Origin of the sequence: Erythrobacter sp. SCSIO 43205, assembly GCF_019904235.1 — a bacterium.
Lineage (GTDB): Bacteria > Pseudomonadota > Alphaproteobacteria > Sphingomonadales > Sphingomonadaceae > Erythrobacter.
The window spans coordinates 1085945-1099517 of the sequence record NZ_CP063202.1 but is presented as its reverse complement, the minus strand read 5'-3'; the positions used below and the strand labels follow the sequence as shown (position 1 = coordinate 1099517).

Below are 13573 nucleotides of genomic sequence, written 5' to 3'. Positions count from 1 at the left end.
GCGGGTTCTCGGGGGTTAGAAACTTGGATATTTTCATTTCATATTCACGGCGGGACCGTGAACGCGTCAACTTCATGGCCAAGGCTCTGGAAGCGGAAGGGTATTCGGTCTGGTGGGACCGCGATCTTCGCGCTGGTGAAGAGTTCGACAATGTCATCGACAAACACATCAAGCAGTCGAAAGCGATTGTGGTGGTGTGGTCCAACACCTCGATCAAAAGCAATTGGGTGAAGGAAGAGGCCGAGGACGGCGTCATCGACAACAAGCTTGTGCCCGTGCTGATCGATGATGTGGTGATCCCGCGGGGCTTTCGCCGGATTCAGGCCGCCGAATTGCAGGATTCAAGCGCTGATCCAACCAAAAGCAAGAACTGGCGCGTCTTCCTTGAAAGCATCCGCACGATTGCGGGCGAAGGGGAAGGAACCGAGGCAGGTGCGGCGCAAATGGCACAGTTCGGCCTTGCGACCGAAGATCAGGGCGCAGGCTTGCCCGAAACCGCAAACACCGCTGACACCCCGTTCTGGAAACGCCCCATCGGCATGGTTGCCGCAGCGCTCGCACTGCTCATCGTCGGGATGCTCGCACTGCAATTGACTGGCTTTGGCGGGGGAAGCAGCAACGGGCGTCTTGCCGGCGTTCCCGAAGACAAGGCGATCGTCCTTGGCATCTATCCCAATGAAAGTTTCGGTATTCAGCAAAGCAACGGCCTGAAGGCATCGCTCGAAGGGTTTCCTCAATTGATGGTGCAGGATCTTGATGCGCCATTGGATGCGATGAAAACGCGCGAGGCGCCAGATGTCATCGAAAATTTGCGCGCCTTCCTTGAAGAGCGCAATGTGGTCGCCGTGATCGGCCCCTCGATCACCGAGTTCACGCCGCAAGTGCTCGACGTGATCGAGGAAAGCGGCAAACGTCCGGCTATTATCCTGACCACGGCGGGCAGCCGCGCTGACCTTGGCTGGAAAGACAGCGATCTGCCGATTTTCCGTGTGGGTTCGGGCGTGGATGAACGCGCAAGCCAGTTCAAAGTGCTGGCAGAGCGCGCGATTGCGCAAGGGATCGACATCACCTTCATGCTCGAAACCGTTGAAGGCGGCGGGGATGATACGAAAACCTATGGCGAGCTGTTCTTCAACCGCATCACCGAAGAATTGGGCGAGGATACGCTCAACGGTTGGCAGGAAGACGGGCGCGTTGAAGTGCGCGAATATGAGCGCGGCTCGATCAATGATGCTTTCGCAACGCCAGAGGGCCAGGCGATCCTTGGTGAGACGCGATTGATCGTCATCATGGGCCTCAGCAATGACTTCAAAGATCTGGCCCGCGGACAATTCGGCGCTGACAAACCGCAACGCAAAGCCATGCTGGCAAGCTGGAACAACAGCCACCACACCTATGCGTTGAATGAGCTGTCACCGCTGCAAACAGACCGTTTGATCGACATCACCGACGTGTTCGCTGCTGCGAGCTATTCCGGCGAGCAACCTGAAGAAATCGCCCAGTTTGAAAGCCTGTTCGGGCCGATTTCACCGCGCTGGCGGCTTGAGGCGGTGGCGTTTGATTCGGGCGTGATCGTCAAGCAAGCGGCTGCCGAAATCGAGGGTGAGATTACAGCAGACGCGCTGGTCGCAACGCTTCGCTCGCGCAGTTTTAATGGCGTCACAGGCCGCATCTTCTTTAACTCGACCGGCCAGAACACAGGCGATGCCGGCGGACTGCAACGGTTCTATAACGTCAGCTACGATCCCGCCAACAATGGCTGGCGAGAGGTGAATAATCTGGCGTCGCTCAAGCGCTAAAGCGGTGGTCTGACGGGCTATAGCTAGCCCTGGCTGCGCCAGCGAAGGACCACGCGCTCGACGATTTCTTCCTCGCCTCCGCCCCGGTTCCACAGTTCTGAGAAGCTGGGGTCTTCGGAGGCAGGGCGCTTGTGCTCTTCGAGATTGTCGAAGTTGACGCGGATCGGGATGGCGACGCCCTCGCCGCAGATAATGCACTCACGGTTGCGCAGAGCAGGAATCGAATCGAGGAAGCCGCGCGAGCCTTCTGGCATGGCAGAGCGCACAAAAGCCTGGTCGCGGTCGTTGTTGAGACGCATCGAGATGATTGTGCCGCACTGGGAAAGCACGCCTTCGGCAAGGTCCGACGGACGTTGGGTGATGAGGCCGAGGCTGATACCGTATTTCCGGCCTTCCTTGGCGATCCGGCTGAGAATGGAGCCAACCGAGGAGCCATCGGAGTTCTTCTCGTTCGGGACGTAGCGGTGGGCCTCTTCGCAAACGAGGAGGATGGGACGCGTGTTCTCTTCCCGGCCCCAGATCGCAAAGTCGAACACGAGGCGCGACAGAACGGCGACAACAGTGGAGGTAATATCGGAGGGAACGCCAGAGACGTCGATGATCGAAATCGGCTTGCCCTCGCCCGGCATACGGAACACTTTGGAGATGAAGTCGGTCATCGTATCGCCCACCAGCATTCCTGAGAACATGAACTGGTATCGCGGGTCGGCTTTGAGTTCCTCAAGCTTGCCTTTGATGCGCATATAAGGCGCTGACGAGGTCGCCTTGTCGAGCTTACCCATCTCGTCCTGAAGCTTGGTCGAGAGGTCGGAGAGGAGATAGGGGATAGGCGAATCCACGGTGATCTTGCCCATCGTCTCAGCCAAGCGATTCTTGGAGCGGGCGTGCAGCAAACACTTGGCGAGAATATCCATATCGACCTGGCGTTCATTGCCGTCACTGGTGAGGAGCACTTCGCAATGCTCTTCAAAATTCATCAGCCAGTACGGCATTTGCAGGTTCGATACGTCGAGGATCTTGCCAGTCTGACGGAAGGCTGCGGAATATTCGCCGTGCGGATCGATCATCACGATGTGACCCTCCGGCGCGTGCTCGCAAATACGGTGGAGGATGAGCGCAGCGCTGGTGGATTTACCGGTGCCGGTCGAACCAAGCAGCGCAAAGTGCTTGCCCAGCATCGCATCGATATAAAGGCCAGCGCGAATGTCCTTGGTCGGGAATACAGTGCCGATGGTGATGTTTGCGCGCCCGTCGGAGGCGTAGATTTGTTCAAGGTCTTTGGTGGTTGCAGGATAAACCATCGCGCCTGGAACAGGATACCGCGTCACGCCGCGCTTGAAACCGTGAATTCGGCCGGTGAGCTTTTCTTCAGCGCCCTCGCCAAGAAAGTCGATATGAGCAACAATGCCGTTTTCCGCGCGGCGATCCTTGCGTTGGTCGCGCACGTTTGCAAGCAGCCAGGCATCGCCAACACGGATCTTGATCTGACTGCCGACTTGTCCCGCCAGAGCGACCGAGCGGTCGGGGTCTTCCATGCACTCATTCAGACGTTGCAGGTCGAGCGCGATTTGCGAACCGGCGCCCGAAATCTCAAGGACGACGCCGATGGGCAATCGTGCATTTTCGTTGGCAGCTTTTCCCTGCGTCTCAAAACCCTGATTAGCAATCGCATTCATGCGGCTTTGTCCTGTCGTTTTGTGAGCGCGCCGAATGATCCCGGACGCGGTCTTCCGTGCGGCGTCAACCGCGACACTCAGCAATGCGCAATCAGAGTTAAGATCGCGTCAACGCAGGACTTTTTTCCAACTGCAGGTATGCCACCAGTGCGCGCAGGATGCGTAAGCGCATCAAATATCTAGAGCTTGGAGAACGCCTGTCCCGCAATCCAGCCCATACCAAGCGACAAGGCAATCGCGCCAAGCCCGTAGAAAAGCGACCATTCCTGCGAAGCATAAACCACACTGCCCTCAAGTCCCACCTTCACCACTTCGATCTCGGCGGTCGCACTTGCCAGCACGCGGCCATCGGCAATCGCGAAGGTTTCGGCAGTGTACTGCCCGGTGGTGACATTGGACGGCAGGGCGATACGGGCTTGATAAAGCACGCCCTCGCTGATGCGCACGCCTTGCGGGTTTTGCTTGTAAAGGCCGAGCCGCTCGCGCATTTCGACAAGCCCCTTTGAGAAACGCGCCTGCTCTTCGGGTTCAATCTGTCCCGTGGGACTAAGCTGTATGAATTCTGTGCCCAGCTCATAAATTGCCGCCGTGAGCGGATCGACGATCTCCTCGATGGGGCGCGATGATGCGATGGCGAAGAAAGATGGCGCTGAGCGGAAATCGTTGGCGCCTGCGTTCATCCAGACCCCCGCGATACGTTCCTTTTCGCGCAGCCGGATGGGCTCAGCCGGCCCCTTCAATACGACCGCAATGTCGAATTCGCGCCCGCTGTTTGCGCCCCGTGGGTCGATAACCGCGCCGTACAAAAGCAAGTCTGCACCGGTAAAACCCTGACGCACTTCGATGCGCGACTGGCTGACTTCGGGTATGAGAATAGGCTCTGCTTGTCCCATCAGGAACGGTGCCATCAACAGCGCGGCGAATGCGGGTAGCAAAGAGCGGGCGCGAGCCATCACAGCGGGCTCACCGTGTAAATTTCATCGGGCTGGACCCCTAGGCCGTACAGCATCCGCAAGGCAACAAGGATCACAATCGCAGCAAGCACAAAACGCAAGATTTCAGGCCTTGCCTTCATCGCGATTTGCGTCCCAAATTGGGCACCCATCACCGAGCCGAGCAGCAAAAGTCCCGCCAGAATAATATCAACCGCTTTGGTGGTAAGAGCGTGAGTCATGGTGGTCACCATTGTCACGAACAGTATCTGGAAGAGGGATGTGCCCACTACCACATTGCCGCTCATCCCCAGGATGTAAAGCATGGCTGGCACTAAGATAAAGCCGCCGCCAACGCCCATAAGCATAGTCAAAACCCCCACGATCACCCCAAGCAAAAGGGGCGCGAGAGGAGAGATATAAAGCCCTGAGGCATAAAACCTTGTGCGAAATGGTAGGCCAGCCACCAGCGGGTGATGCCGTCTTTTGCGCGGGCTTGCATCCTTTTGTCCCTTTGTCGCCGATATTGCCTCAAACGCCTCTCGCATCATAAGCGTGCCGATAGAGCCCAGCATCACGACATAGAGAATGTTGATGACCACATCGATTTGACCCAAAGCCTGGAGAAGGCGGAAGAGCGCGGCGCCGAACAAAGCGCCGATCACGCCGCCAGCAACCATCACACTCCCCATGCGATAATCGACACCTTTGCGCCTTCCATGTGCGATGACGCCGGAAACGCTGGCACCGGTAACCTGCGTTGCGGCTGAGGCTGCGGCAACCGTGGGCGGGATACCGTAGAAAATCAGCAAGGGCGTCGTCAAAAATCCGCCGCCAACACCGAACAGCCCCGACAAAATACCCGTCCCCACGCCAAGAAACACAATGAACAGGCCGTTCACTGAGAGATTCGCGATGGGAAGGTAGACATCCATAATCTTCGACTACCGCAGCGCGGCAGGTCTTGGAAGAAGGGTTTCGCGTCAACCCCCTATGTTGTCTCAAAACCGTGTCGAAACCGTCGCAGCCAAACCTGAATCGGGTTCAGCATCGCCCGCCACCTGTTCGCGGTAATCAACCGACACGCGCGCGGGCATTTTTCCAATGTCGACATCGAAGCGCAAGGTGGGCCCCACATCAAGACGTTTGGCATCCCTTTGCGCGCCGCCCCACACGCCCCCGCCTACACTCACCGCGCCGCCCGCGCCCGGTTTACCGATGCGCAAAAGCTCGCGGGTTGCGACAGCCTGTCCATCGAGGAAATAGGTGCTTGGACTGCCCGCGACATAACCCGCTGCTGCGTAGGTTTCGAGAGAGAAGCCCATCGGGAGAGGCTTTGGCCCCAGTTCTGTCGCAGCATAGGCCGCCGGACGCACTCTCGTTTGTGCACCCACACCAAAATCAGAGATCGAAGGGCTTTGCGTTGCGCGAAGCTCTGCGAACAGTCGCACTGGGACCGTGCCGATAGGACGGCCCGAAACACCTGCGGCAATCTCGCTCTCGCCGCCATCAACCTGCGCCTGATACGCGCGCAGGAAGATGCGAGGATCGTGGCTCGAAGATGGCCGGGCGCGCCATTGGAGATTGGCGGCGAGTTGGCTGGCCCCATAGACAGGGGAGCGCCCTTGCGGGATGGAAAGCGCACTTGAGCCCTGGCGATAGAACCCAAACGCATCGAGCATCCACCGATCAGTGCGTGCAAGGGTAGCAGGGGGCAGCCCGCTGCCAGTGCCGGGCCGCGACACCTGACCGGTCCTTCGCACATCCTGCCGGGCAAAGCGGGAAATGTCATCCAAGCCATAGGTTTGAGAGAGATATCCGCCACCGGCCCGCGCCAATTCCGGCGCACGGGCAAAGCCGTTTCTTGGAAGCGCCGGGGCCTCAGGATAGGTGGAAGCCGCTCGCGGTGCATAGGCTGGGGCGGCATAGACGGGATAATATACGATCTGCCCAATCGCTTGCCCCTCACCAAGTGCCCTTTCCTGAATGGTGCCAAGGGCATAGGGCGATGGATAGCCATAATATGCGGCGGGCGGCGGATAATAGCGCGCGTCATAGTAAGGCGGGTAAGCCATGGATTGCCGCGCGGGATACGATGGGCGAGACGCAGAGGCGTGCCGTGACGTGGGGGAGCTGAGGCCGGGGCGTTCTTCACCCGCCGATAACGCGGGCGCGGCGTGAGCAATAGGGTTGTCCCAAAGCACCGCGCGCCCTGCGATCCAGAGGGCGATCATCAGCCCAAGCAATGCCAGTGGCACCCCCTTGCCCTTCGCTTGCGCGCCCCTCGTGTTTGCCCCCCGTGACATTATCCGGTCTTGCTAACCCTCTCTCTAAGGTGATGTGGAAAGGGTGCCGGATGTGGCGGCATTGAGACGGCTTGCTGCGCGATTGGCTTGACCGGATGGGCCGTGTGCCGGGTCTTGTCCCACGTGGGAGCAGCGCCAAACAATGTGCGCCAATAGGCCTGTACCGCGCGGCGTCCCGCCATAATCGCGATGATGTTTGTGATCGGCAGGCGAACGATTGCGAACACCCCTTCGGCAACGCCATAATTGCGCGCAGTGAAGGCAAAGCGCCACGCCACACGCCATGCAAAAAAGGCGAGATTGGCGCTGAGCAAGGCGACCACAAAGGGTGAAAGTTCAAGCGGTTGAAGTTCACCAAAGTGGCCTGCGACCGAGATGATCAACGTCAGCACCAAGAGAAGATAGCCAAGCGCCATCACCAGCGCGGTCAATGGGCCGCGCCTGTCACGCGCGCGCATCCATGTATCAGCAACACCGTGTGTCCAGCCGGTTCTGTCCCAACCCTGAAGCGAAATGCCGTGAACCCAGCGGGTTTTTTGGCGGACAATCTCGCTCAGCTTCGAAGGGAAAAATGCCCGTGTTGCAATAAGTTGATCGTCCTCTCCTCGTGCTCGGACAAAGCGGCACGTGCCGCCGTGTTTTGAAATCGCGAGGCCCAATTCATAATCCTCCGTCAGGGAATCAGGCTCAAACGGCAGCCCATCGAGTTTTGCATCCGCCAGCTTGAACAGTGCCGCGCGTGACACGCCGCAGCCGACTCCCGCTGAGGGTAAGCCTGCGCCAACCGCACCGCGCACAACCATTGCCTTACCGTGCGCTTCGGCAAATTCCTCACAGTAATGACTGCCCAGCCAATCACGCGAGGCTTGTGGAAGCGGCTCCACTGGCAATTGCGCAAAATCAGCGCCTTCACAGATCGCCAATTCCAAAAGACCAAGCCCGGCAGGGTCAACCATGTCCTCAGCATCATGGAATAGCACAGCGCCAAAGCGCACGCGGGAACGGTTTTCATCGTCGCTCATTGCTTCATAAAGGCGGTTCAAACAGTCCGCCTTTGTGCTGGGGCCATCGCGGTCATGGATAACAAGGCGCAGCCTATCATCCCCCATCGCCGCACTTGTCGCGGCCTCTAATGTTTCAGGGTCGTTGCGATAGATGCCGACATATAGACGAAGGTTTTGCTGCGGCCAGACAGTGAGTAAGTGCCGGATCGTCTCAAAGATGACGTCGGCCTCTTGCCAAGCGGGCACAAAGACCGCGACCGGGCCAGCGAGTTTTCTATGTTGGAGTTCGCGGCGATTGACCTTCGCGGTCCTTGCCCGTCCGGTCAGTTTGAGCCATAGCCACGAAACATCTACGGCGAAATCATCGAGGGCCCCGATAAGAAAGAAAATCCCCGCAAATAGAAGCAGTTCATACTGTACTATCGCAAGAATTTGCCAAAAATCTGAACCCATTTGATCCAAGGCCTCCGACTTGCCTCGATATTCAACAAAAGTACCATTGGCCGAACACATTGGCAACTAAATCAATTATATCCAAAACGGACCTAAATTAATGTCTGATATCAAGAGTATTACTGCCAATCCCTTGAAGCGTCTCTTTGCACCTGTGCGCGCATTATTTATCGGCGATGCGTCAGCGGGGGTTCTGCTTATTCTGGTGGCGGCTGCGGCGATGCTCGCGGCCAACTCTGCTTTTGCCCAAGAGTACGATACGCTGATCAATGGCAAGTTTGCCTGGTATCCGCACGAAAAGCTCAAGTCGCTGCATTACGTCGTGAATGACGGGCTGATGGCGGTCTTTTTCTTCGTCGTCGGGCTCGAAGTAAAACGCGAGATGATCCAGGGGCAGCTCGCGAGCGCTTCGGCGCGGCGCTTGCCGATGATCGCAGCGGCTGCGGGTATGGTCGCTCCGGCAATCGTCTTCATGGCAGTATCGGGCGGCGGTGATTATTCGCGTGGCTGGGCCATTCCAGCGGCAACCGATATTGCCTTCGCCATGGGGGTTTTGGGATTGCTTGGGAACCGGGTGCCGGGCTCCTTGCGCATTTTCCTGCTCACGGTGGCCATCGTCGATGACATTGGCGCGGTTCTGGTGATCGCCTTCTTCTACACCGAGATTGATAGCCTCAGCTCGTTCCTGATGTGGATGGGCGCATCAGCCGCTGTGCTGGCGCTGATGATGGTGCTCAATTGGCGCCGTGTGTCGGTTTTCTGGCCTTATATCCTGCTCGCTATCGTGTTGTGGTTCTGCGTCCTTAATACAGGCATTCACGCAACCATTGCCGGGGTTCTGGCCGCCCTCACCATTCCGCTTCATCGCAGCGATGGTAACTCAATGCTGGAGAAGCTGGAGCACGGCCTTGCCCCATGGAGCGCCTATCTCGTCGTGCCGATCTTCGGTTTTGCCAATGCAGGTGTCTCGCTTGATGGCATTGGGCTCAACAATCTGCTTGATCCGCTTCCGATCGCGATTGCCGCCGGTCTTGTGGTGGGCAAACAGGTGGGGATTTTCTCCGCCATCTTCATTTGCGACAAAACCGGCTTTGCGCCGCGTCCCGATCACGCCAGCTGGCAGGAAATTTGGGGGATTACGATCCTGTGCGGCATCGGATTTACGATGAGCCTGTTTATCGGTCTGCTTGCCTTCCCCGGCAATCAATTGCTGATTGATGAGGCCAAGATCGGTATTCTGACCGGCTCTGCAATTTCTGCTGTGCTTGGCTTTGTGGTGCTGCGCCTTTCAACAGAGCACCCGGACATTGTCGCCAATCTGGAAAGCAAGGGGTAAGTGGCCGGCGGGCTGGGTCAGCGACCCGGCCTATTGCCACAGCGCATCACCAACTGCCGGTGTTTTCCATGCTCGCCCAGGGTTCTTGAGGCTCAAGATAGCCCTCTTGCAGAAGCTCAACCGAAATCCCGTCGGGTGATTTGACAAAGGCCATGTGCCCATCGCGCGGCGGGCGGTGGATGGTGTGGCCTGCATCAGCGAGCCTTTGGCACGTCTCGTAAATGTCATCGACGCGGTAGGCGAGGTGACCAAAATTGCGCCCACCGTCATAATTTTCCGGCGCGCTTCCGTCTTCGGGCGGCCAGTTATAGGTCAGCTCCACCTCGGCCACGCCTTCTTGCCCGGGTGCCGCCAAAAAGATCAGCGTAAAACGCCCCGCTTCCACATCGAATCGGCGCACCTCCTCCAATCCGATAAGTTTGAAAAAATCGATTGTCGCATCCGGGTCGCTCACTCGGATCATGGAATGGAGATATTTGACCATTGGCCTGCCCTTCGAGGTGTATTCTCTTTTTCGAAGTGATGACCTAATCACGGCCCCTCGCCGTCGCAAGAGCCCGCCCGAATACTGGCACACAAAAGGGCGCAGAACCTTGTCGGTCCCGCGCCCCGTTCCTCCCGCTTTAGTGCGGGTAGTGCCTGCAGCTAGATCTTAGAAGCTTGCTGAAAGGGTCAATACAAACGCATCGTCGGTGAAGGTGCCAAGCGGATCGACCGCTGCATCCCCTTCAACGCCGACATAAGCCGCGGTGAGGGTTGCTGGACCAACTGCGAAATCAGCGCCGATTGAGTAGTCCCAAGCCTTGCTGTTGTTGGTGAAGGTCAGGAAGCCGTCGGTGTAACCAACATGGCCGTTGATGGTGATTGGCGTATCAGGGATGGCAACGCCTACGTCTGTGTAGAAGTAGAGGTTGTCAGTGCTGCCCAGCGAATCCTGATCAGGTGCATAGGCAAAACCGCCCGTGACCGATGCCGGACCAATCGATGCTGAAAGCGAGCCGTAGAACTCGTAATAGTCGAAGTCGCCTGGACCTGCGTCTGGGTAGATGTACACAATCGCGCCAACGTCTGCTGACAGGCCTTCGGTGAGGTCACCGCTCCAACCAGCGTAAAGGTCAAGCTCGGTAGAGCCGTAGCCTACGGTTTGCTCGTCAAGGCTCGATGCCCATGTGCCGACATAAAGGCCAGAAGAGTGGCCGAGGTCAAAACCGCCTTGAATTGCGATTTCGCCGCCAGACAGGTCAACACCGCGGAAACGGTATTCAGTGGTCAGGGCAACGTTTGCCGAAAATGAGATATCGCTGTCTTCAGCCATATTGCTGGAACGCGCCTCATCAACCGGCTGCGCGGCGCGCAGAGAAGAGGTGTCGAGCACAACAGCTGTTTCAGCGGTCGATTCGGCTTTTGCTTCTTCAGCAAAAGCGGGAGCGGCTGCAAAAAGCAGACCAGCGGAGAGAGTAGCGGCCGAAAGACCGCGAATGGACGTGAGCATTACAACTTCCTTGTTTTTTGTTGTCGCTTCGTCCCACCTGCACATCCGGCGGCTGCTTATTTATGAGGCAGTCTCGTCCGAACGCGACATAATCGTGCACATTATTGGTGCGTTGCACAAGACATATTGCTCAAGAAACTGGCATTTGTGACCAGAATGATCAGAAACTGTGGAGTTTGTGCATCACCAGCCTGCGCACAGAGGGGACCACAGATCAGCACAGCTTGCGCCTTGGTTGCTGTTAAGGGCATCGCAGACTAAGCAGAGGCCCACCCTGATTGAACGCTTCCGTTCGAAATGCGCTCATTTTGCACAATTGGCACCTCTCAACGTTACAACAGCCCATGCTCAACGCCCTTCGCTCTCTTTTTAAGCCTCCCCCCCAATTGCCGCTTCCCAGCGTGCCGGAGGGTGAGCGCTATTATTTGATCGGTGATATTCATGGCCGCCTTGATCTGTTCGAGGCGATGGTCGCTGCGATTGAAGATGATGATGGCTCGCGGCCTGAAGCAAAGACACAGGTCGTTCTTTTAGGGGATCTGGTGGATCGCGGCCCTGATAGCGCCGGGGTCATTGCACTGGCACGATCATGGCAGCAACAGCGCACCGTGCGAATCCTTGCAGGCAATCACGAGCAAATGATGCTCGACGCCTTCAAAAAGCCCGAAATCCTGCGCCACTTTCTCAAACACGGCGGGCGAGAGACGGTGATGTCCTATGGCCTCACCAAAAAGCAGTTCAACGCAATGACACTCGAAGAGTTGTTCGAGGCGCTCCCCCAGCTGATCTCAAAAAAAGAGCGCGACTATGTTGCCTCCTTTGAAGAGTATATCGTTGCAGGCGACTATATGTTTGTGCACGCAGGGATAGATCCACAAGTGCCGATCGAAGATCAGAAGCGCAGCGACCTTTTGTGGATCAGGGACCGCTTCCTCAGCCACGAGGGCCCGCTCGACAAGGTGGTGGTCCACGGCCACACGATCTTTAACAAGGTGATGGATTGCGGCAATCGGATTGGCATTGACACTGGCGCTTTTCGCTCAGGTGTGCTTAGCGCGCTCGTGCTCGAAGGCGATCAACGCCGGATTATCCAAACGATCCAGAACCATGATGGGTCGATTGAAATTTTCCACGGCGAAAGAGGGTAACCGCGCTTTCTTAATCATGCTTTAGAGCCCCGCTGCCTATTGGCATGGCGACAACGACACAGCAGACAACGGCCCTGAGGGACTTAAGACGATGAAAATTGCAATGGTGGGATCGGGCTATGTAGGGCTCGTTTCGGGGGCGTGCTTTGCCGACTTTGGTCACGATGTCGTGTGCATCGACAAGGACCAGAGCAAGATCGACCGCCTGCACGATGGCATTATGCCGATCTATGAGCCGGGCCTTGATGCTCTTGTCGAAAGCAATGTCAAAGCAGGCCGCCTCTCCTTCACCACCTCGCTCGCCGAAGGGATCAAGGGGGCATCGGCCATTTTCATTGCGGTCGGCACGCCGAGCCGCCGCGGAGACGGTCATGCGGATCTGTCCTTTGTTTACGCCGTTGCCAAAGAAGTAGGTGAGAGCCTTTCCAATGACGCGGTGATCGTCACCAAATCAACCGTCCCGGTGGGCACTGGCGACGAAGTCGAACGCATCATCAAAGACAGCGGCGCTGCTCATCGCTTCGCCGTAGTCTCCAATCCCGAATTCCTTCGCGAAGGCGCAGCAATTGGCGACTTCAAACGCCCTGACCGCATTGTGATTGGTGCCGAAGATGACTTTGGGCGCGATGTGATGAGCGAGGTTTATCGCCCGCTATTCCTCAACGAATCGCCCATTCTTTTCACCTCGCGCCGCACCAGCGAGCTGATCAAATACGCCGCTAACGCTTTCCTTGCGACCAAGATCACTTTTATCAATGAGATGGCTGATCTGTGCGAGAAAGTGGGCGCAAACGTTCAGGATGTGAGCCGCGGTATCGGGATGGACAACCGCATTGGCTCCAAATTCCTTCACGCTGGCCCGGGCTATGGCGGATCGTGCTTCCCCAAAGACACGCTTGCCCTTTTGAAAACCGCCGAAGATTATGACAGCCCCACGCGCATTGTTGAGGCCGTAGTTGCCGTCAACGACAGCCGCAAGCGCGCAATGGGCCGCAAGGTGCTCGAAGCGCTGGGCGGAGCAGATGCTGCGCGCGGCAAAAAGGCAGCGCTTCTTGGCCTTACCTTCAAGCCCAACACCGATGATATGCGCGATTCGCCAGCGATTGCGGTGGCGCAGACGCTTACCGATGCAGGAGTAGAAGTTGCGGCATACGATCCTGAAGGCATGGAGCAGGCCCAGCCGCTGATGCCTGAGGTCACAATGTGCGATGATCCCTACGCCGCGATTGAGGGTGCAGATGCAACCGTGATCGTGACCGAGTGGGACGCGTTCCGGGCGCTTGATCTGGAGCGGGTCAAAACGCTTGCCAATGCTCCTGTTCTGGTCGACCTGCGCAACATTTACACGCCCGACGATGTGCGGGCCCGCGGTTTCACTTACGAGAGTATCGGGCGCGTCTGAATCTACGGATTGGAGTCGCTGCGAT

General features: G+C 57.5%; 11 protein-coding genes. 4 read left to right on the top strand and 7 right to left on the bottom strand.

The genetic code is table 11. From position 1 onward, the window contains the following. Positions 1 to 23 precede the first annotated feature (23 nt). Entirely contained in the window at positions 24 to 1799 is a 1776-nt protein-coding gene (locus INR77_RS05145; RefSeq protein ID WP_223072875.1) for a TIR domain-containing protein, read from the top strand. Positions 1800 to 1822: 23 nt separating this feature from the next. Here the strand turns inward: INR77_RS05145 and INR77_RS05140 are convergent, their stop codons facing one another. The 5 genes from INR77_RS05140 to INR77_RS05120 all read right to left on the bottom strand — a co-directional run bounded on the left by INR77_RS05140 (position 1823) and on the right by INR77_RS05120 (position 8170). Continuing rightward, positions 1823 to 3475, bottom strand: coding sequence for an ATP-binding protein (locus INR77_RS05140; protein ID WP_223072874.1), 1653 nt, complete (start codon positions 3473 to 3475; stop codon positions 1823 to 1825). Between the two features lie 179 nt (positions 3476 to 3654). Continuing rightward, positions 3655 to 4428 (bottom strand): TIGR02186 family protein, encoded by a 774-nt coding sequence (locus tag INR77_RS05135; protein WP_223072873.1) that lies wholly within the window; start codon positions 4426 to 4428, stop codon positions 3655 to 3657. Then, the gene (locus INR77_RS05130) at positions 4428 to 5342 is read right to left on the bottom strand and encodes a sulfite exporter TauE/SafE family protein (RefSeq protein ID WP_223072872.1); all 915 of its coding nucleotides are present in this window, start codon (positions 5340 to 5342) and stop codon (positions 4428 to 4430) included. Before INR77_RS05130 ends, INR77_RS05135 begins: the two co-directional genes overlap by 1 nt. 66 nt (positions 5343 to 5408) lie before the next feature. Next, positions 5409 to 6665: a hypothetical protein gene (locus INR77_RS05125; protein WP_223072871.1), complete on the bottom strand. Its 1257-nt coding sequence runs from the start codon at positions 6663 to 6665 to the stop codon at positions 5409 to 5411. A gap of 47 nt (positions 6666 to 6712) precedes the next feature. Next, positions 6713 to 8170, bottom strand: a complete 1458-nt coding sequence (locus INR77_RS05120) for a glycosyl transferase family protein (RefSeq protein ID WP_223072870.1) — start codon at positions 8168 to 8170, stop codon at positions 6713 to 6715. Positions 8171 to 8270: 100 nt separating this feature from the next. On the opposite strand from INR77_RS05120, the gene nhaA reads away from it, so the two are divergent. Continuing rightward, positions 8271 to 9506 (top strand): Na+/H+ antiporter NhaA, encoded by a 1236-nt coding sequence (nhaA, locus tag INR77_RS05115; protein WP_223072869.1) that lies wholly within the window; start codon positions 8271 to 8273, stop codon positions 9504 to 9506. Between the two features lie 46 nt (positions 9507 to 9552). On the opposite strand, the gene INR77_RS05110 is transcribed toward nhaA, so the two are convergent. Together INR77_RS05110 and INR77_RS05105 are read right to left on the bottom strand one after the other, a co-directional pair. After that, on the bottom strand, positions 9553 to 9990 hold the full coding sequence (locus INR77_RS05110; protein ID WP_223072868.1) for a VOC family protein: 438 nt from the start codon (positions 9988 to 9990) through the stop codon (positions 9553 to 9555). Between the two features lie 168 nt (positions 9991 to 10158). Continuing rightward, entirely contained in the window at positions 10159 to 10998 is an 840-nt protein-coding gene (locus INR77_RS05105; RefSeq protein ID WP_223072867.1) for a TorF family putative porin, read from the bottom strand. 386 nt (positions 10999 to 11384) lie between these two features. Here INR77_RS05105 and INR77_RS05100 point away from each other — a divergent pair, with 386 nt between their 5' ends. Together INR77_RS05100 and INR77_RS05095 are read left to right on the top strand one after the other, a co-directional pair. Further along, a complete protein-coding gene (locus INR77_RS05100; protein ID WP_370632288.1) occupies positions 11385 to 12146 on the top strand; it encodes a metallophosphoesterase family protein in 762 nt (253 codons plus the stop codon). 91 nt (positions 12147 to 12237) lie between these two features. Continuing rightward, positions 12238 to 13548 (top strand): UDP-glucose/GDP-mannose dehydrogenase family protein, encoded by a 1311-nt coding sequence (locus tag INR77_RS05095; protein ID WP_223072865.1) that lies wholly within the window; start codon positions 12238 to 12240, stop codon positions 13546 to 13548. Positions 13549 to 13573: the final 25 nt, after the last annotated feature.

Excerpts from the sequence above, each read along its gene's own strand:
- INR77_RS05140 (WP_223072874.1), bottom strand. The coding sequence starts at position 3,475 with ATGAATGCGATTGCTAATCAGGGTTTTGAGACGCAGGGAAAAGCTGCC.
- INR77_RS05135 (WP_223072873.1), bottom strand. The coding sequence starts at position 4,428 with ATGGCTCGCGCCCGCTCTTTGCTACCCGCATTCGCCGCGCTGTTGATG.
- INR77_RS05130 (WP_223072872.1), bottom strand. The coding sequence starts at position 5,342 with ATGGATGTCTACCTTCCCATCGCGAATCTCTCAGTGAACGGCCTGTTC.
- INR77_RS05120 (WP_223072870.1), bottom strand. The coding sequence starts at position 8,170 with ATGGGTTCAGATTTTTGGCAAATTCTTGCGATAGTACAGTATGAACTG.
- nhaA (WP_223072869.1), top strand. The coding sequence starts at position 8,271 with ATGTCTGATATCAAGAGTATTACTGCCAATCCCTTGAAGCGTCTCTTT.
- INR77_RS05110 (WP_223072868.1), bottom strand. The coding sequence starts at position 9,990 with ATGGTCAAATATCTCCATTCCATGATCCGAGTGAGCGACCCGGATGCG.
- INR77_RS05105 (WP_223072867.1), bottom strand. The coding sequence starts at position 10,998 with ATGCTCACGTCCATTCGCGGTCTTTCGGCCGCTACTCTCTCCGCTGGT.
- INR77_RS05095 (WP_223072865.1), top strand. The coding sequence starts at position 12,238 with ATGAAAATTGCAATGGTGGGATCGGGCTATGTAGGGCTCGTTTCGGGG.